The sequence below is a fragment of the Myxococcus llanfairpwllgwyngyllgogerychwyrndrobwllllantysiliogogogochensis genome, from assembly GCF_006636215.1.
In the GTDB taxonomy this organism is placed as follows: Bacteria; Myxococcota; Myxococcia; order Myxococcales; family Myxococcaceae; genus Myxococcus; species Myxococcus llanfairpwllgwyngyllgogerychwyrndrobwllllantysiliogogogochensis.
Map to the genome: position 1 here is coordinate 1 of NZ_VIFM01000117.1, position 18120 is coordinate 18120.

General features: G+C 68.9%; 14 protein-coding genes and 1 pseudogene. 10 read left to right on the forward strand and 5 right to left on the reverse strand.

Annotated elements, in window-relative coordinates:
• A pseudogene (locus FJV41_RS53165) lies at nt 1–230 on the reverse strand (FHA domain-containing protein); the annotation flags it as partial.
• A gap of 148 nt (nt 231–378) precedes the next feature.
• Here FJV41_RS53165 and FJV41_RS26205 point away from each other — a divergent pair.
• The gene (locus FJV41_RS26205; RefSeq protein ID WP_141645287.1) at nt 379–2592 is read left to right on the forward strand and encodes a RelA/SpoT family protein; all 2214 of its coding nucleotides are present in this window, start codon (nt 379–381) and stop codon (nt 2590–2592) included.
• Nucleotides 2593–2663: 71 nt separating this feature from the next.
• The gene (locus tag FJV41_RS26210; RefSeq protein ID WP_174462648.1) at nt 2664–3059 is read left to right on the forward strand and encodes a RidA family protein; all 396 of its coding nucleotides are present in this window, start codon (nt 2664–2666) and stop codon (nt 3057–3059) included.
• A 99-nt stretch (nt 3060–3158) separates the two neighbouring features.
• On the opposite strand, the gene FJV41_RS26215 is transcribed toward FJV41_RS26210, so the two are convergent.
• Nucleotides 3159–5117, reverse strand: coding sequence for a DsbA family protein (locus FJV41_RS26215; protein WP_141645289.1), 1959 nt, complete (start codon nt 5115–5117; stop codon nt 3159–3161).
• 223 nt (nt 5118–5340) lie between these two features.
• Here FJV41_RS26215 and FJV41_RS26220 point away from each other — a divergent pair, with 223 nt between their 5' ends.
• Complete coding sequence (locus tag FJV41_RS26220; protein ID WP_141645290.1) at nt 5341–5571, forward strand: sulfurtransferase TusA family protein; 231 nt, start codon at nt 5341–5343, stop codon at nt 5569–5571.
• A 20-nt stretch (nt 5572–5591) separates the two neighbouring features.
• On the opposite strand, the gene FJV41_RS26225 is transcribed toward FJV41_RS26220, so the two are convergent.
• A complete protein-coding gene (locus FJV41_RS26225; RefSeq protein ID WP_141645291.1) occupies nt 5592–6500 on the reverse strand; it encodes an ABC transporter ATP-binding protein in 909 nt (302 codons plus the stop codon).
• Nucleotides 6497–7384, reverse strand: coding sequence for an ABC transporter permease (locus FJV41_RS26230; protein WP_217446500.1), 888 nt, complete (start codon nt 7382–7384; stop codon nt 6497–6499). Before FJV41_RS26230 ends, FJV41_RS26225 begins: the two co-directional genes overlap by 4 nt.
• A gap of 83 nt (nt 7385–7467) precedes the next feature.
• Here FJV41_RS26230 and FJV41_RS26235 point away from each other — a divergent pair, with 83 nt between their 5' ends.
• Nucleotides 7468–9084 (forward strand): penicillin-binding transpeptidase domain-containing protein, encoded by a 1617-nt coding sequence (locus FJV41_RS26235; protein WP_141645293.1) that lies wholly within the window; start codon nt 7468–7470, stop codon nt 9082–9084.
• Between the two features lie 127 nt (nt 9085–9211).
• Here the strand turns inward: FJV41_RS26235 and FJV41_RS26240 are convergent, their stop codons facing one another.
• The gene (locus tag FJV41_RS26240) at nt 9212–10372 is read right to left on the reverse strand and encodes a DUF4388 domain-containing protein (RefSeq protein WP_141645294.1); all 1161 of its coding nucleotides are present in this window, start codon (nt 10370–10372) and stop codon (nt 9212–9214) included.
• Nucleotides 10373–10393: 21 nt separating this feature from the next.
• On the opposite strand from FJV41_RS26240, the gene FJV41_RS26245 reads away from it, so the two are divergent.
• The 6 genes from FJV41_RS26245 (at nt 10394) to FJV41_RS26270 (ending at nt 18038) form a co-directional block, all read left to right on the forward strand.
• Nucleotides 10394–10672: a glutaredoxin family protein gene (locus FJV41_RS26245; protein WP_141645295.1), complete on the forward strand. Its 279-nt coding sequence runs from the start codon at nt 10394–10396 to the stop codon at nt 10670–10672.
• Nucleotides 10673–10792: 120 nt separating this feature from the next.
• Nucleotides 10793–11746, forward strand: a complete 954-nt coding sequence (locus tag FJV41_RS26250) for a GGDEF domain-containing protein (protein ID WP_246137420.1) — start codon at nt 10793–10795, stop codon at nt 11744–11746.
• Between the two features lie 44 nt (nt 11747–11790).
• Entirely contained in the window at nt 11791–13437 is a 1647-nt protein-coding gene (locus FJV41_RS26255) for a sigma-54-dependent transcriptional regulator (protein ID WP_141645296.1), read from the forward strand.
• A gap of 52 nt (nt 13438–13489) precedes the next feature.
• Nucleotides 13490–14803 carry a GNAT family N-acetyltransferase gene (locus FJV41_RS26260; RefSeq protein ID WP_141645297.1) on the forward strand — a complete coding sequence of 438 codons (1314 nt, stop codon included), beginning with the start codon at nt 13490–13492 and terminating at the stop codon, nt 14801–14803.
• 188 nt (nt 14804–14991) lie between these two features.
• Nucleotides 14992–15801, forward strand: a complete 810-nt coding sequence (locus FJV41_RS26265) for an ActD protein (protein WP_141645317.1) — start codon at nt 14992–14994, stop codon at nt 15799–15801.
• The gene (locus tag FJV41_RS26270) at nt 15801–18038 is read left to right on the forward strand and encodes a caspase family protein (RefSeq protein ID WP_141645298.1); all 2238 of its coding nucleotides are present in this window, start codon (nt 15801–15803) and stop codon (nt 18036–18038) included. Before FJV41_RS26265 ends, FJV41_RS26270 begins: the two co-directional genes overlap by 1 nt.
• The last annotated feature ends 82 nt before the right edge of the window (nt 18039–18120 follow it).

An 18120-nucleotide genomic window follows, 5' to 3' on the forward strand; every position in this document is an offset into this window, starting at 1 on the left:
GGCTCCGCCGGCCGGGGGCCAGGGAAGGAGGCCACGGCCGCGGGCCGGCCCCCCTGGGGCGTCGCGGCGGGTGGGCGCGCCGTCGCCGAGGGCTTCGCGGCGGCAGGCCGAGCGGCCGGGGCATCCCCGAGGGCCTGGCCGCAGAGCACGCAAGAGGCCGAGCGCGGCGGATTGAACCCGTCACAGTTCGGGCAGACCACGGAGAGAGCCGACAACAAGAGCTGTGACATGGGCGAACCAGAATCTACGGGCGCGTAAAACGTCGGGTCAACGAAAGCGAACGCGATGGGTGGGACAAGCCCGGAAGAGAAATGTGACAGGTTCCGTGGGGCAACGTTGCCCCCCCTCCGGCACGAAGTTACGATTCCCCCTGCTTCGATGATCCGCCTGAACGACATCCTCCAACGGGTTTCCTCGTACCACCCGGACCCCGACCTGGACATCATCAAGAAGGCCTACGTCTACTCGGCCAAGGTGCATCAGGGCCAACTGAGGAAGTCAGGCGAGCCCTATCTCGTCCACCCGCTCGAGGTGGCCGGCATCCTCGCGGACCTCAAGCTGGACGAGGCGTCCATCGTCACCGGTCTGCTCCACGACACCATCGAGGACACGCTCGCCACCGCGGAGGAGCTCACGGAGCTGTTCGGCGCGGAGGTGGCCCAGCTGGTGGACGGCGTCACCAAGCTGTCCAAGTTCTCCGCGTCCGCCACGCTCTCCCAGGAGGAGAAGCAGGCGGAGAACTTCCGGAAGATGATCATCGCGATGGCGCAGGACATCCGCGTCATCCTCGTGAAGCTGGCGGACCGCACGCACAACATGCGGACGCTGGACCACATGAACGAGGAGAAGCAGGCGCGCATCGCCCAGGAGACGCTGGACATCTACGCGCCCCTGGCGAACCGGCTCGGCATCTCCTGGATCAAGACGGAGCTGGAGGACCTGAGCTTCCGCTACGTGAAGCCGCAGGAGTTCTTCGGCCTCCAGGAGAAGCTCAACAAGCGCAAGAAGGAGCGGGAGAAGTACATCGAGGACACCTGCGACCTCATCCGCTCCAAGCTCGCGGAGCGCGGACTGAAGGGCGAGGTCTCCGGCCGCTTCAAGCACGTCTACAGCATCTACAAGAAGATCAAGTCACAGGGCATCGACTTCGATCAGATCCACGACATCATCGCCTTCCGCATCATCTCCCCCGCCGCGCCCGCCTGCTACGAGGCGCTGGGCCTGGTGCACGAGATGTGGAAGCCGGTGCCGGGTCGCTTCAAGGACTTCATCGCGATTCCGAAGCCCAACATGTACCAGTCGCTGCACACCACCGTGATTGGCCCGTTGAGCGAGCGCGTGGAGGTGCAGATTCGCACCGCGGAGATGCACAAGATCGCCGAGGAAGGCATCGCCGCGCACTGGAAGTACAAAGAGGGCAAGGCCGTCATCTCCAAGGATGACGAGAAGTTCGCCTGGCTGCGCCAGCTCATGGAGTGGCAGCAGGACCTGAAGGACCCGAAGGAGTTCCTCGAGACGGTGAAGGTGGACCTCTTCACCGACGAGGTCTTCGTCTTCACGCCCAAGGGCGACGTGCGCTCGCTGCCACGCGGCGCGACGCCAGTGGACTTCGCGTACGCCATCCACTCGGACGTGGGCAACCGGTGCGTGGGCGCGAAGGTGAACGGCAAGATTGTTCCCCTGCGCTACAAGCTGAAGAACGGCGACACGGTGGAGGTGCTCACCAGCCCGCAGCAGCACCCGTCCAAGGACTGGCTCACCTTCGTCAAGACGAGCCGCGCGCAGCAGCGCATCCGCGGCTTCATCAAGCAGCAGCAGCGCGAGAAGAGCCTGCAACTGGGGCGCGAGCTGACGGACCGCGAGTTCAAGCGCTTCCAGCTCAACTTCAACAAGCTGCTCAAGTCCGGCGAGGTGAAGAAGGTCGCCGAGGAGCTGGGCTTCCGGATCGAAGACGACCTGCTGGTGGCCATCGGCTACGGCAAGGTGACGCCGCAGCAACTGGTGCAGCGCCTGGTCCCCGAGGAGAAGCGCAACGAAGCGGAGGCCACGCCCCGAGGCGACGGCTCCGGCAACGGCTCGCACGCGGGGGCCTCTTCCATGCTCCCCGGGCTGTCCCGCGTGACGGACCTGGCCAAGCGCCTGGTGGGCCGCAGCAACCGCAGCGGCGTGCAGATTGGCGGCGTGGACGATGTGCTCGTGCGCTTCGGACGGTGTTGCAACCCCGTCCCCGGCGACCCCATCGCCGGCTTCATCACCCGGGGACGGGGAGTCACGGTGCACACGGTGGGCTGCGAGAAGGCGCTGGCGACGGACCCCGAGCGGCGCGTGGACGTGAGCTGGGACGTGCGGGGTGACTTCAAGCGCCCCGTCACCCTGCGCGTGCTGACGGCGGACCGGACGGGTCTCCTGGCCGACATCTCCAACATCTTCTCGAAGAAGGGCGTCAACATCTCCCAGGCCAACTGTCGGGCCACGGGCGATGACCGGGCGGTGAACACCTTCGAGGTCATCATCTCGGACCTGAAGCAGCTCACGGACCTGATGCGCACCATCGAGCGACTGAGCGGCGTCTACTCCGTGGAGCGAATCTAATCCGCCGCCTTTCGTGCTAGAGCGCCCGAGAAATCCGGCGGCCGCCTCTCAGGGCCGCCCGAACCCTCGAGGTGCGCTCCATGGCTCGGAAGACTCTTCACTCGGACCAGGCTCCCAAGGCCATTGGCCCGTACTCGCAGGCGGTGCAGGTGGACGCCGGGAAGCTGACCTTCCTCTCCGGACAGATTCCCCTGGACCCCGTCACCATGGAGATGGTGCAGGGGGACGTCGTCGCCCAGGCGGAGCGGGTGATGCTCAACCTCCAGGCGGTGCTGGCGGCGGGCGGGCTGGACTTCAGCCACGTCGTGCGCTGCACCATCTTCCTCACGGACCTGGGTGACTTCGCCAAGGTGAACGAGGTGTACGGCCGCTACTTCACCGGCGCGCCGCCGGCCCGCGCCACCGTGCAGGTGGCCGCGCTGCCCCGCGGCTCCAAGGTGGAGATCGACGCCATCGCCGTCTCCTGAGCGTCCTTCCCCCGTCGTCCAAAGCAAGAGGCCGCCGGACCTTGTCGGTCCGACGGCCTCTGGTGCTTCAGGGCTCGAGAAGCAGCCCGGTGGAGCGGATTACTTCCCGTCCGCCGCGACGGCGCCGGCCTTCTTCAGCTCTTCATCGATGATGCGCTTGAAGCCGTCCAGCGGCTGGGCGCCCACGAGCGTCCGGCCGTTGATGAAGAACGTGGGGGTGCCGGTGGCGCCCAGGCGGGAGCCCTCGGCGGCGTCCGCGTCGATCTGCGCCGCGAACTTGTTCTCGTCCAGGGCGGCCTTGAACTTGGCGACGTTCAGGCCCAGCTCCTGCGCGTACTTGTCCAGGGACGCGCGGTCCAGCGCGCGCTGGTTGGCGAAGAGCTTGTCGTGCATCTCCCAGAACTTGCCCTGCTCGTGCGCGGCCAGCGCGGCGGCCGCGGCGGCCTTGGCGTTGCCGTGCATGGGCAGCGGCTGGTTCTTGAAGGCCACCTTCACCTTGCCCTGGTACTGCTCCTCGATCTGCTTGAGCGTCGGGACGACGCGGCTGCAGAAGGGGCACTCGAAGTCGGAGAAGGCGACGATGGTGACGGGCGCGTTCTTCGGGCCCTTCACCGGGGCGTTGCCCACGTCCACCTTCTGCACGGGCGGCTCGGCGGGGGCGCCCGCGGGAGGCGCGGCCGGAGCCTCGGCGACGTTCTGCGCGTTCAGCTTCGCGTAGAGCTCCTCGGCCTTGGTGCCGGAGGCCAGCAGCTTGTCGGCCTTGGCGATCTCCTCGTCGATGAGGCGCTTGAAGGAGTCGAAGGGCTGTGCGCCCACGAGTTCACGGCCGTTGACGAAGAACGTCGGCGTGCCACTGGCGCCCACGGCGGTGCCGGCGGCGCTGTCGGCCTCGACCTTCGCCTTGTACTTGCCGCTGTCCAGCGCGGCCTTGAACTTGGCGACGTTCAGGCCCAGCTCCTGCGCGTACTTCTCCAGGGAGGCGCGATCCAACGCCTTCTGGTTGGCGAAGAGCTTGTCGTGGAACTCCCAGAAGCGACCCTGCTCGTTGGCGGCCTCGGAGGCCTCGGCGGCCAGCTTCGCGTTGGCGTGGAAGGGCAGCGGCTGGTGACGGAACACCACGCGCACGTCCTTCGGGTAGTCCTTCTTGATCTGCGCGAGCGTGGGGCCCGCGCGGCTGCAGAAGGGGCACTCGAAGTCGGACCACTCGACGATGGTCACCTTGGCGGTGGCGGGACCGAAGGCGGCCGCGTCGGCCGGCACGTCGATCTTCCGCACCGCGGGCGCCTGCTGCTGCGGGGCCGCCTTCGGCGCGGCGCGCTCGGCGCCCTTCTCGATGATCTTCGCGTACACCTGGCTGGCGGGAACGCCACCCTTCACCAGGGCCTCGGCCTTGCCCAGCTCCTCGTCGATGAGGGCCTTGAAGTTGTCGATGGGCTGCGCGCCGGAGAGGAAGCGGCCGTTGATGAAGAAGGCCGGGGTGCCGCTCGCGCCGAGCTGGCTCGCCAGGGCCTGGTCCCGCTGGATGGCCTCGGCCAGCTTGGGGCTGGTCAGGTCGGCCTTCCACTTGTCCAGATCCAGACCAATCTCCTGCGCGAACTGCTGCAGGGACGCGTCATCGAGCTTCTTCTGGTTGGCGAAGAGCTTGCCGTGCATCTCCCAGTACTTGCCTTGCTCACCGGCCGCGAGGGCGGCCAGGGCCGCCGGCTTGGCGCGGGGGTGGAAGGACAGCGGGTTCTGACGCATCACCACGCGCAGCTTCTTGCCGTAGTCCTCTTCCAGCTTCTCCACCGTCACATTGGCGCGGCTGCAGAAGGGGCACTCGTAATCCGAGAACTCCACAATCGTGACAAGGGCATCGGCGTTACCCCGAGAGGGGGAACCTTCGATGGGAACCTTGAACACGGTGGGGTCCACCGGACGGCGCGCGGGGTTGGCCTGACCAGCTTGCGCAGCGGGCTTGGTGGTATCGGTCTTCGAGGACGGGCCGCTGTACACACGGCCGCCAACGAAACCAAGCACCAGGCCGACCAGCAGGGCCACGATGATATTGGGCTTCATGGGTGGGTTCTGCTCCTTCGCCATAGGTCCGACTCCGGCCCCGAGCGTGGATGTGCGAGAAAGATTGAGAGGGCCGGGGTACTTAACAGAGGGATTTCCAGACACGCAAGCCGAGTGGAGACGCACTCCGCTCGACGAGCAGGCCCCTCAGGGGCCCGGAAACTGGGCGGTTCTCGGAAAAATTCCGCATGCTCGGATCTGCGCGGTGCGAGAGAGTCCTTGAATGGACATCGCAGCGCGCGTGGACACCTCTGGGGCATATTGCCCCGTGCCCATCCTGGAGATCGCCAAGGTGATGAGGCGCCTGCCCGCCGGCGCCCTGGTGGAGCTCATCTCCACGGACCGGGGGCTGGAGGCGGATCTGCCCGCCTGGTGTGAAGCGACGGGCCACGAGCTCGTCCGTCTGGAGCGCAGAGGGACGAGCTACGTGGGCTGGGTGCGCAAGGCGGGCTGACGCCCGAGCGCACTCCCTCTCTAGAGCAGTTGGAGGACGCGGTCCTCGAGGCGCCGGCCGCGGCTGACGCCGAGGATGAGCACGCCGCTCTGGAGCAGGTGGGCCACCACGCGGCTGATGACTTCCTCGGGCTTCGCCTGTCCGCCGAAGCGCACGACGAGGATTCCCTCACCGTCCATGCGTGCGTCGGTGACGTCGGGCAGGGTGGTCAGCTCCGGGGGGATGACCATGCCGCTGGCGATCTGCACGCGGAACTCCGCGCCCTGTCCGGTGAGCTCGGACATGGTGCCCGCCTGCGCGAGACTGCCTTTGTCGAGGATGGCGGCCGCGTCGCACAGCTCCTCCAGCTCCTGGAGGTTGTGGCTGGAGACCACCACCGTCTGTCTGCCCTTCATGTCTTTGATGACCTGACGCACCTGCGCGGCGATGCGCGGGTCCAGGCCGGCGGTGGGCTCGTCCAGCAGCACCAGCGGCGGGCGCCCCATCAGCGCCTGCGCCATGGCCGTGCGCTTGGCCATGCCGTGGCTGAGCGCCTGCGTCTGGACCTTCCACGCGTCCATCAGCCCCACCTGCTCCAGCGCTTCACGGGCCTCGTTCTCCGGAGTCGCGAGCCCCGACAGCTTCGCCCAGTACGTCAGGAGCGCGCCCACTTCCCAGCCCGAGGGCAGCACCGCGTCCTGCGGCAGCGCCCCGACGCGGCCCTTGAGGGCCCCGGGCGTGGAGGGGTCCACGTCCATGATCTTGAGCGTGCCCTCGGAGGGGTAGAGGTACCCACACATCATGGAGAAGGTCGTGGTCTTGCCGGCGCCGTTGGGGCCGATGAGGCCATACACCGCGCCCCGGGGCACCGAGAAGCTGACGCCGTTGACGGCGACCTTCGGGCCGAAGCGCTTGGTGATGCCGAACAGTTCGATGGCCAGGTCGCTCACAGGTCCCTCGCGCGCAGGGCCCCGTAGGCGCCCAGAAGAAAGAGGGTCGCGAAGCCCGCGTAGGCCGCGCCGCTGATGCCGAACTCGGTGAACTTCGGGTGCAACAGGTCCCCCGCGTAGTTGGAGGGCGACAGGTAGCGCAGGAAGCGCAGCGCGCCCGTCTCTCCCGAGGCCCGGCCCACCGTGTCCATCAGCCAGAAGACGAACAGGAGGATGAAGTTGAAGACCAGGCTCACCCCGGGCGTGCGGAAGAGGCTGGAGCACAGCGTGGTGAGGGCCACGTACGCCAGCGAGAAGACGATGGCGGCGAACCAGAACTTGAGCAGGTTGATGATCAACGCCGCGGAGCCGAAGTCGGGGTTGGCGATGCGCGCGTAGATGAAGATGGCCAGGTCGATGACGAGCACCAGCCCCACCAGCAGCGCCGCCTGCGTCAGGAACTTGCCCAGCAGCACCGACGAGCGCCGCGCGCGCACCGTCAGATAGCGCATGGAGCGGGGGGCCACCTCGCCGCTGATCTGATCGAACCCCATCAGCGCCACGTAGGCCGGCAGGAAGAAGAGGGTGACCTTGAAGACGAGCAGCACCTCGATGGGGACCTGCGCGAGCGCCTCCATCATCGAGGTGTCGTTGCTGGTGAGGAAGCCCAGCACGCCCTTGCGAGTCTCCTCCATCAGCCTCGTGGCCGACTCCGCGTCGGCACCGGCGCCCGCCAGCCGCTCGTTCATCGCGGTGCGCAGGTCACTGGTCAGCTTGCCAATCACCAGCAGCACCAGCGCGGAGAACATGCTGTAGAGCCCGAGCAACACCACCGCGCGACCACTGCGCACGGCCCGTTGAAGCTCGGCGCCCCAGATGACCAGGGTTTCTTTCAGTCCGTCCAAAGTGTGGGTGACCCTATCGGACTTGCACACTCCACCGCCAAGTTTCTGACAGGAGCGGCAATCAGGCGGGCAGGGAAGCGTCCGTGGACAGCGAGCCTCCAGCCGCTAGGATTCGCGTGCTGCTCCTGCCCCCTCTCAGCCGCCCCCTCGCGCCGCACATGACGATTCGCCGCCGCCTCCTGTCCGCCGCCGCGCTGCTTCCCCTCGCTCTGCTCCTGGGGGCCCAAGAACCCGTCCAGGGGGGCGCCTCCGTCGAGGCCCCGGCCGCCAGTGACTCTGGAACGGGGGCGAATGGCGCGAGTCAGGCCGCTGCCTCGACACCCACGGCGGGTCCTTCTGGGCCGGCGAGCGGGTCCGGCGCCGGCGTGGCCATCTCGGGCGCGGGGGATTCGGGAAGCGACCCGGGCGCGCATGCCGGAGGAGGGGGCACCATGGCGTCCCCATCTCCCGCTGGCGGAGAGGACGGCGGAACGAGCGCCGAGGCCGAGGCGGTGGCGGCCGCCGCGGTGCAGGGTGGGGCCGATGCGGGGTTGACCACGCTGGTGACGGTGCCGGGGCTGCTGCCGCCCACGCCGGTGCCCTCGCGACTGACGGCGCCTCCCATGGCGAAGCTCCAGACGATGCCTCGCGCCGCGGACCTGATGGCTCGCGCGAAGCTGCAGGGCGAGCGGCTGGTGGTGAAGGAGAAGGACGGGCACACGCGCGCGCTCACCGTGGACCCGGTGCTCCAGGCGTCGCTGACGAAGATCCTCCGCGACTATGAGGTGCCGTATGGCGCCGCCGTGGTGCTGGAGCCCTCGACGGGGCGGGTGCTGGCGCTCGCGGAACATTCGCAGGCGCAGCCGGAGCTGCGAGGGCTGCCCTACCGCGCGGTGTTCCCCGCCGCGAGCATCTTCAAGATCGTCACCGGCAGCGCGCTGCTGGAGGCCGGCGTCACGCCCACCATGGAGGAGTGCTTCCACGGCGGGAAGCGGAGGCTCACCGAGAAGCACCTGGAGGACAGCGAGCGCGACGGGGCCTGCTACTCGCTGGCGCTCGCGATGGGCAAGAGCGCCAACGTCATCTTCGCCAAGCTGACGCAGAAGCACCTCACCGCGGATGTGCTGCGGCGCATGGCCGCGCGCTTCCGCTTCAACCGCGAGATTGACTTCGTGGTGCCCACGGACGTGTCGCTCGCCGCCGTGCCGGAGGACGGCTTCGCCCTGGCCAACACGGGCGCCGGCTTTGGCGACGTCTACCTCTCGCCCCTGCATGGCGCGCTGCTGGCCTCGGTGGCCGCCAATGACGGGCGCTGGGTGGACCCCGTGCTGGTGGAGCCGGAGCAGGGCTCGCTGCTGCCTCCTGAGGGCGAACGCGTGCTGACTCCCGAGGCGGCCCGCGCGCTGACGGACATGCTCGAGGAGACCGTCACGCACGGCACCGCGCGCGGCATCTTCCGCGAGCGCAACTTCCGCGTGGACAACGCCGTGGGAAAGACGGGCACGCTCGCGGACCGCAATCCGTTTCGGGACTACTCGTGGTTCGTCGGCTTCGCGCCTCGCGACAACCCGCGCGTAGCCGTGGCCGCGCTCATCGTCAATGACCCGAAGTGGCGCATCCGTGGCACGTGGCTGGGACGCGAGGCGCTGCGGCTCGGCCTGGAGCGCGTGCCCGCCCCCGTGGAGCTGACCGCGCCCGCTTCCGCCGCGGGCAAGCACTGAGCAGGTGGACGACTCGTCACGCGGTGCGCTTCACCGGCGCAGGGACGACGCCTCCGTGGATGCACGTGCGTGCGGCCCGTTTCCTTGACGGAGTAGGCACCGCGCGGGAGGACGACTCGACGCGCGGTCAGCGCGCGGTGAGCTTCACCAGTCCCATGTCCACGAAGCCGTGGAAGAACTTCAGCGCTTCGAGTTCTTGCAGCGGAGACACGTGGACGATGGCGGCGATGTCCCGGCGGCCGTCGACGCGTGAAAGCAGGTAGCGCTCGGGCGCGGTGAGCTGGAGCGTCTTCAGATGCGCGGGCGACACCTGGAGCGCTGGCACCTTCGTCGCGTCCATCAGCTCCCGGCGCAGCTCCGCCAGCAGCTTCTCTTGCGCCGCCTTCACCAACGCCGCCGAGCGGGGCGTCGGGGACATCTCGTGCGCCCGTCGCGCCAGCGCCTCGCCGTCGCGCACGTTGCCAGCGTCGAGGAAGAGCTGCGCCGCCTGGAGCACCTCGTCCGATGACGACTCCGAGCCGATGACGCCCGTGTCCTCCGGCTTCTCCACCTCCACCACCGCGGACGTGACGGGCACGGGGGCCTCGTCCGAGACCTTCACCGCGTCCAGCCGGTAGAGCGCGTACAGCCGCTGATAGAGGAAGAAGTCCGTGGCATGCAGCGCCCTGGCCAGCCCGTCGATGCTCAGGCCGTCCTGGATGAGCTGGACGATGCGCTCGTCCATGCTGCCGGGCTTGCGCTCGGGCAGCTTGCGTTCATCCACCGACAGCCGCACCGCGCCGGAGGGGAACACCGCGCGGATGGCCTCCCATGCCGTCTCCCGGAACTCGCCCTCGCGGTGGATGTCCATCAGGTCCACCTCGATGTCGAGGCCGGCGATCTCCGGCGCCGTGTCCGACGCCTCGAAGGTGAACTCGCCCTCCCGCCAGTGGAAGGCATCCAACATCATCTCCCGGAACTTGTGGCTCAGAGTCGAGCGCGCCGTCGCTTCCGGCACCACCCCGGTCATCACCAGCACCTTGCCCAGGAAGACGCGCGTCTGGGCCTGGGTGCTGAACGCCTTCTCGAGCTGGGCCTCCGTCAGATGCCCCATGGTGATGAGGAATTGACCGAAGTACTCCCGATGCTGATTGGAGCTGGCGCAAATCACCTGGCCATCACGGAGGACCCATTGCTTGCGGACCTCCCCTCGCTCCACCTTCAGCGAGCCAGTGGCTCGACGGTTCCCGAGGTAGACGACGAGGTCCTTGAGGGGCATCGTCGGTAAGTCACCAGTCAGACCTCGCATCGACCGTCCATCCTGCCCGCCATGAGAGTCGAGATCTACTCGAAACCCAAATGCTCCCTCTGCGACAAGGCAGCCGACGTCGTGGACGCCGTCCGCGCTCGCATCCCCTTCGAGCTGAGGCTCATCTCCATCCTGGAGGACCCGGCGCTCTTCGAGCGCTGGCGCTACGACATCCCCGTGATCGTCATCAACGACGTGCCCGCCTTCAAACACCACGTCACCGAGGCCGAGCTGGAGGCCCGGTTGCGTGAGGTCCAAGGTGGCATGTCCATTGCTAAAACCGATGCCCAGGATGGGTAGCCGAGCGCCCTTCCCTTGGAAATCCGGGGGGATGAAGAGAGCAGGGAAGGGCTGGGGACTGTAATTCCGGGCACGTGCCGGGGGAGTGGTGGAGAAAATTCTGGTGGGGAGGCGGACGTGGTGGGCGTGAGACGCAAGCGGGTGGGGAAGGCGGCGCAGCCGCCCACCGTGCTGCTCATCGAGCCGCGGGCGGACGACCTGGAGCGGACCCGGATGCTCCTCGGGGAGGCCGGCTTCCGGGTGGTGCCAGTGACTCGCTTCGACGCGGCGGTACCGCTGTTCGAGGTCATCCGCCCGGACGCGGTGCTGCTGGCGGTGCAGGCGCCGGACTATGGCGCCGTGCAGGTGGCGAGGAGGCTGCGGCAGATCAGCCGGGGCACCGTGCCGTTGCTCTACATGGTGGACCCGCACGACGTGGGGGCCTACCAGCACTGTCTGGAGAAGGGGCAGTGCGTGGACGTCGTGCCGCGGTCGGGCAGCGGGTCGGAGCTGGCGGTGAAGCTGCACGCTCAGCTGCGGCTGAAGGCGGCCGTCCTGCGGGCGGCGTCAGGTGAGGAAGAAGACACGGCGCTGGCGCTGCATGACCCGGTGACGGGGCTTTACAACAAACCGTTCCTGCTCTCGCTCCTGGGCCTGGAGGTGCGCCGGTGCGAGCGGTATGGCGGGAGCTTCTCCGTGATCTCCGCGGAGGTCGGGGGCTGGAGCGCGATGCGCAAGGAGTACGGGCGCGGCATGGCGGAGCGTCTCTTGGTGTACAGCGCGGTGGTGCTGGGACAGACGGTGCGGGAAGCGGACGCGGTGGCCCGGGTGGGTGAGAGCCAGTTCGCGCTGATGTTGCCGGGGACTCCGGCGGAGGCGGTGCCGGTAATGCTGTCGCGGGTGGCCGCGCGCTTCGAGTCGGCGCGTTTCCAGGTGGACGGTCGGGTGGTGCGCACCACGTTGGAGCTGGGGGCGGTGAGCTTCCCGGACACGGTGGGCACGCCTCAGCAGCTTTTGAGCGCGGCGCAGCAGGACATGCGGCGCACGCGTGAGTTTCGTCGGATGGCCGGGTCCATGACCCGGCTCTCGGTGTGAGGATGGGCGGAGGTTCGATGCAGAGGGCGAGCGGAGGCGAGGGGATGGATCGGATCGCGGTGCTGGTGGTGGATGACGAGGAGTCGGTTCGCACCTTCCTGTCCGAGTTGCTCGGCAGCGCGGGCTATCAAGTGCGCTGCGCGGGGAGTGGCGCGCAGGCGTTGGAGATGCTCGCGGGGGGCTCGTTCGACGCGGTGTTGCTCGATGTCGTGATGCCCGAAATGAGTGGCCTGGAGGTGCTGCGTCGCTACCGGGGCCAGGGTGGCAATGCCCCCGTGGTCGTGCTCAGCGGCCTGACGGGCGCGGACGACGCCGTGCGCGCCATGAAGATGGGCGCCAGCGACTATCTGTCGAAGCCCCTGGGCAATGACGAGTTGCAGGATGCCCTGGCCCGGGCGCTCGGCACGCGCGTGCCTGATCGCCAGGTGGTGCCTCCGCCCCTGGCGCCGCGTCCGGCGGTGGACACGGCGGCGGAATCCCGGGTGCTCATCTCCTCGTCTCCGTCCATGAGACGGGCGCGGGCGCTGGTGGAGCGCATCGCGAACGAGAACGTCCCGGTGCTGCTCCTGGGCGAGTCCGGCACGGGCAAGGAGGTCATCGCGCGGGAGATCCACGCACGCAGCCAGCGTCGCGGACGGCCGTTCATCAAGGTGAACTGCGCGGCGCTCCCTGGCGAACTCCTGGAGAGCGAGCTGTTCGGACACGAGCGTGGCGCGTTCACGGGCGCCACGGCGGAGAAGCCCGGCAAGTTCGAGCTGGCGGACCAGGGCACCATCTTCCTGGACGAGATTGGCGAGATGGCCATCCGGCTCCAGGCCAAGCTGCTCCAGGTGCTGCAGGACGAGGAGTTCTTCCGCGTCGGTGGCAAGAAGAGCGTCCGCGTGGACAGCCGCGTGGTGGTGGCGACCAACCGCGACCTGGAGAAGGAGATCGCGCTCGGCAACTTCCGCGAGGACCTCTACTACCGCCTCAACGTGGTGGCCATCCGCCTGCCGCCCCTGCGCGAGCGGCGCGAGGACGTGGTGCCGCTGACGGACCACTTCCTCAAGAAGTACGGCCGCCAGTACATCACCGGCGTCTCGGAGCTGCCCACGGAGGTGCTGCAGGCCTTCGCGGACTACGACTGGCCGGGCAACGTGCGCGAGCTGGAGAACATGGTGCGCCGGCTGTGCGTGCTCAAGGACCCGACGCTGGTGCTCGACGAGCTCAACGCCGCGGGTCGCTCTCCGGCGAGCGCGCCGTCCCTTCCCACCGCCTTTGGTGGCGACGACAGCGGCTACGGGCACCGCGCGGTGGAGGAACATCCGCGTGGGCACCAGGGCTCGTCCGTCCAGGTGCTGGAGATGCCCTCGCGCAGCGTGTCCCCGACCACGGCGGCTGCGCACAGCCAGGCCCATGCGTCCGCGGTGATGGAGCCGATGAACTCCGTGATTCCGGCGCCGCGCTACGTCAATCCGTTCGATGTGCCGCAGCCTCCGCCTCCGCCTCCACCGGCGGGAGAGCTGTCGCTGAAGGACATCGGCAAGCGCGCGGCGATGCTGGCCGAGCGCGAGGCCATCCTCGCCATGCTCCAGCGCACCGCGTGGAACAAGCGGCGCGCGGCCGGCAAGCTGCGCATCAGCTACAAGGCGCTGCTCTACAAGATCAAGGAGTGCGGAATCATCGACCCGCGCGCCAGCGCGGAGCTGTGATCGGTACGCCACGGCTTGCCTTTGCCCCCCGGCTTTCGCTATCGCGGGGGGCATGACTCCTTCCCTGGTCTTCCTGGGCTCCGGTTACACGCTGACGCGACTCGCGGTGGCGCAGGCCCAGGCAGGACGAGACGTCCTCGCGGCCACGCGGGATTCCGCCCGACGCGAGGAACTGGTGCGCGCGGGTGCTCGCGTCTCCTCGCTGGAAGACGCGCTGCTCCAGACGCAGGGCGCGCACGTCGTCGTCTCCGTTCCACCCGAGGCGGGGCTCGACGGCGCCATCGCCAGCGCGCTCGCGGCCCGGCCTCCCGCGCGACTCGTGTACCTGTCCTCCACCGGTGTCTACGGCAGCGCTCGGGGAGCGGTGGACGAGGACACGCCGGTGGACGTCGCCTGGCCCTCGTCACTCGGTCGCCTGGAAGCGGAGTCGCGCTACCTGCCGCTCGGAGCGATGGTGCTGCGCATCGCCGGCATCTACGGCCCCGGGCGCGGTGCCCACTCCCGCCTGCTGTCCGGCAACCTCCGCCTGCCGGAGCGCGGAGGGCGCATCTCCCGCGTCCACGTGGATGACCTGGGCGCGGCCATCCTCGCGGGGCTCGAGCAGGGAACGCCCGGGGCCCTGTACTGCGTGGCGGATGATCGCGCCGCGCCCCTGGAAGAGACCGTCACCTGGCTGGCGCATCGGCTGGCCATGTCGGTGCCTCCGCGTGTGCCCCTGGAGACGCTGCATGAGTCCCTGCGCGGTGACAGGGCCATCTCCAATGCCCGGCTCAAGGAACTGGGCTGGCTGCCGCGCTACCCGGACTTCACCGTGGGCTTCGCCGCGGTGCTGAAGGAGGAAGGGCGCACGAGCGGGGAGGGCGACATCGTCATCCGCCCGGTGTTTCCCGACGAGGTGGAGGCCTTCCGGGCGATGCGGCTGCGCTCGCTGACGGAGCACCCGGAGGCCTTCGGGTCCTCGTTCGAGGAGGAGTCCCAGTTCGCGCTGGAGGTGTTTCGCGGGCGGCTCGAGTCGACGGATTCGCAGCGGGTGCTGGGGGCCTACGACGGGACGCGGCTGGTGGCAGTGGTGGGCGTGCGCCGGGAGCCCCGTCTCAAGTCCGCGCACAAGGCCTTCGTCTGGGGCATGTACGTGGCCGAGGAGGCTCGCTCACGCGGTGTTGGCCGCCGGCTGCTCGTCGCCATCCTCGCCGAGGGGCGAAAGCTCCCAGGCGTCGAGCAGCTCCTCCTGGCCGTCGTCTCCGGCAACGCCGCTGCCCACACCCTGTACCGCTCCGTTGGCTTCCAGACATATGGGGTGGAGCCCCGGGCGCTGAAGATCGGCGGCGCCTATGTCGACGAGGAGCTGATGGTCCTCACGCTCTGAGTTGGCCCCAGGCGCACATCCCCGCACCCGGCCTGTCGCTTCAGGTCGAGCCCGCGACGTGTCGTTTGTTTGCGCCACCCGGCGATGGCGGGTGACAGATCCACGACGCCATGGTGTTCCAGGGAACGGAGGACGCGGAGGTGGCCTGGATGGAGGGCCGCGCTGACCGCGCTGGAGGCTTCGTGAGCATGGCCCTGTGCACCCCTGACTGGCTGCTGGAGCGAATCGCCCTGGGTGAACTGCCCTCGGACGCGCTCGCCGCCGCCCGCGCCAAGCTGGAGCAGGAACCCCACGGGGCCGCGCGGCTCGCCCGGCTGGAGTCGGACTCGCGCGAGACGCTGGCCCGTCACCCCCCCGAGTCCGTGAGCCGGGAAGTGGCCCGTCGCCTCCGCACCGCCCAGCTCCAGGCGAACGCCGCTCCGCAGCCGGAGCGCCAGGGCTGGCACGGGTGGTCCCTGAGCATGCCGGTGGCCGCGTCCCTGGTGCTGCTGTTCCTGTCCGCGCAGCAGGACGTGGTGGAGTCGCCTTCGCTGCTGCCCGTGCGCGTCGAGCTGCTCGAGACGGTGGGCATCAAGGGCGATGCCCGGTTGCTGGTGTATCGGCAGGACGCGGGAGCTCCGGAGCTGCTGTCGGACCACACGCCCGCCCGCACCGGAGATCTGCTCCAGCTCAGCTACATTTCGGGAGGCCACCGCCATGGCGTGGTGGTCTCCGTGGACGGACGAGGCGCTGTGACGCTGCATCACCCCACCACCCTGGTGGGGCCCACGAAGCTTCAGTCGGGAGACGCGGTGTCCTTGACGCATTCCTACGAACTCGATGACGCACCGGGTTTCGAGCGCTTCTTCCTCGTCACCTCGGATTCTCCGCTGGACGTGGGGTCCGTGCTGGAGGCCGCGCGCCTGCTGGCCCGTCACCCCACCGAGGCGAGCATCCGGCCGCTCCCTCTTCCGGGTACCCTGGCCCAGACATCCTTCACGTTGGAGAAAGTGCCGTGATGCCGCGGTCGCTCCTGTTCCTGTCCCTGTTGCTTCCCACGCTGGCCATGGCGGCTCCCGCCACGCCCGCGCCCGTCGCCGTCCGTCGCTTCGCGCTGCTGGTGGGCGTCAACGATGGAGGCCCTGGCCGTGCCCGGCTCCGCTATGCCGTCACCGACGCGAGCTCCTTCGGCAACGTGCTGGAGGAGCTGGGCGGAGTGTTGCCTCAAGACCGGCTGATGATGCTGGAAGGAGACCGCGCGGCGCTGGAGCAGGCGCTGGCGCGCTTCAAGGCCATGGTCGGCGCGGCGAAGGCCCCGGGGGCTCGCACCGAGGCGCTCATCTACTACTCGGGCCACTCGGACGAAGAGGGCCTGCTGCTGCACAAGGACCGCTTCGGCTACCGCGAGCTGCGTCAGGCGCTGGAGCAGCTCCCCGCCGACGTGCGCATCGCCATCCTCGACTCGTGCGCCTCCGGCACGCTGGCGCGTCAGAAGGGCGGCGTGCGCCGTCCCGCCTTCCTCGTCGACACGTCCTCCGCCGTGCGCGGCCACGCCATCCTCACGTCCTCCTCCGAGGATGAGGTGTCGCAGGAGTCCGACCGCATCGGCGGCTCGTTCTTCACGCACAACCTGGTGTCCGGCCTGCGCGGCGCCGCCGACTCCACGGGCGACGGGCGCGTCACGCTCCACGAGGCCTACCAGTTCGCCTTCCACGAGACGCTCGCGCGCACCGAGCGCACGCGCGCCGGCGCCCAGCACCCCGCCTATGACATCGAGCTGGCCGGCACGGGCGAGCTGGTGATGACGGACCTGCGCACCACGTCGGCCGTGCTGGTGATGGGCGAGGGCGTCGAGGGACGCCTGTACGTCCGTGACGAGCCCGGGCGTCTGGTGGTGGAGCTCAACAAGCTGGCGGGCCGCGCCACGGAGCTGGGCCTGCAGCCCGGTCGCTACACGGTGATGCGCGAGTCGCGCGGCGCCAGCTCCCAGGCCGCGCTGGTGGTGGGCGAAGGCGGGCGCACGGTGCTCGCCGACACCGCCTTCGTGCCGATGGCGGGCGAGCTGACCGCGATGCGCGGCGGCGCTCCCCTCGCGGGCGCGGGCTCGCAGCCGATGGTGACGCCGGTGGACCGCGCGGGGCACACCTACCGCTTCCTGAACCTGGGGCTCGCTCCGAAGCTCCAGACCAACGACCTCTTCGGCGCGAATGGCGAGGTGGACAACGCCCTCTCCGTGTCGCTGGGTGTGGCGAGCCTGGGACGGCTGGATGGCTTCGCGATGGCGCTGGGCGCGAACTGGAACTCGGACTCCATCCGCGGCGTGCAGACGGCCATCGGTGGCAACGTGGTGCGCGGCGAGGTGGACGGCATGCAGCTCGCCGTGGGCGGCAACTGGGCCAGTGGGCCGGTGGGCGGCATGCAGCTCGCGGTGGGCGTCAACGTCGCGCGGCAGGGCGGAACGCTGGGCCAGCTCGCGGTGGGCGCCAACGTGTCCAGCACGTCGATGTCCGGCACGCAGATGGCGGTGGGTTCCAGTTGGGTGGATGGCGATTTCGAGGGCTACCAGGCCGCGGTGGGCCTCAGCATGGTGCGCGGCAAGATGTCCGGCGTGCAGATGTCGGTGGGCATGAACTGGGCCGATTCGGCGCGCGGCGCGCAGCTGTCGCTCATCAACATGGGCGGTGACGTGAACGGCATGCAGCTGGGCCTCATCAACGTCGCGGGGAAGATGAACGGCGTGCAGCTGGGCCTCATCAACGTGGTGAAGGACCTGGAATCCGGCGTCCCGGTGGGCCTCTTGAACATCGTGAGCAACGGCCAGTTCCACGTCGAGGCCTACGGCAGCGATGTCAACTACGCCAACGTCTCGCTCAAGGTCGGCAGCCGCTACCTCTACACCACGCTCGTCGTCGGCATGGGCGCGGTGAAGGACTCGCGCGGCCCCAGCCACTGGACGACGGGTGTGGGCATCGGCGGCCACGTGCCGCTGACCGAGCGCTTCTTCTTCGACGTGGACGTGGTGACCCACAGCATCCACGAGTGGGGCGGTGCGTTCGATGGGAACCGGCTGCTGCACCAGGCCCGGCTGATGGCGGGCTTCCAGTTGGCCTCCCGCTTCGCCATCATCGCTGGCCCTACCTTCAACGTCATGCACACCACGGACGGTGAACCCGTGACGTCGCTCAGCCAGTTCTCCAAGACCTCCGACCGGGACGTCCTGTTCTGGCCTGGAGTCCAGGTAGGTCTGCGTCTCTGATGGACGGTGTCCGGAGTGGAGCGGATGGCTCCCATCAGCCGGACGAAATCGAAGCCCCCCAGAACGCCTTTCCAGCCGGTGC

Coding starts and splice junctions, on each gene's coding strand:
- FJV41_RS26205 (WP_141645287.1), top strand. CDS start 379: ATGATCCGCCTGAACGACATCCTCCAACGGGTTTCCTCGTACCACCCG.
- FJV41_RS26215 (WP_141645289.1), bottom strand. CDS start 5,117: ATGAAGCCCAATATCATCGTGGCCCTGCTGGTCGGCCTGGTGCTTGGT.
- FJV41_RS26220 (WP_141645290.1), top strand. CDS start 5,341: ATGGACATCGCAGCGCGCGTGGACACCTCTGGGGCATATTGCCCCGTG.
- FJV41_RS26240 (WP_141645294.1), bottom strand. CDS start 10,372: ATGCGAGGTCTGACTGGTGACTTACCGACGATGCCCCTCAAGGACCTC.
- FJV41_RS26245 (WP_141645295.1), top strand. CDS start 10,394: ATGAGAGTCGAGATCTACTCGAAACCCAAATGCTCCCTCTGCGACAAG.
- FJV41_RS26255 (WP_141645296.1), top strand. CDS start 11,791: ATGGATCGGATCGCGGTGCTGGTGGTGGATGACGAGGAGTCGGTTCGC.
- FJV41_RS26260 (WP_141645297.1), top strand. CDS start 13,490: ATGACTCCTTCCCTGGTCTTCCTGGGCTCCGGTTACACGCTGACGCGA.
- FJV41_RS26265 (WP_141645317.1), top strand. CDS start 14,992: ATGGCCCTGTGCACCCCTGACTGGCTGCTGGAGCGAATCGCCCTGGGT.
- FJV41_RS26270 (WP_141645298.1), top strand. CDS start 15,801: ATGCCGCGGTCGCTCCTGTTCCTGTCCCTGTTGCTTCCCACGCTGGCC.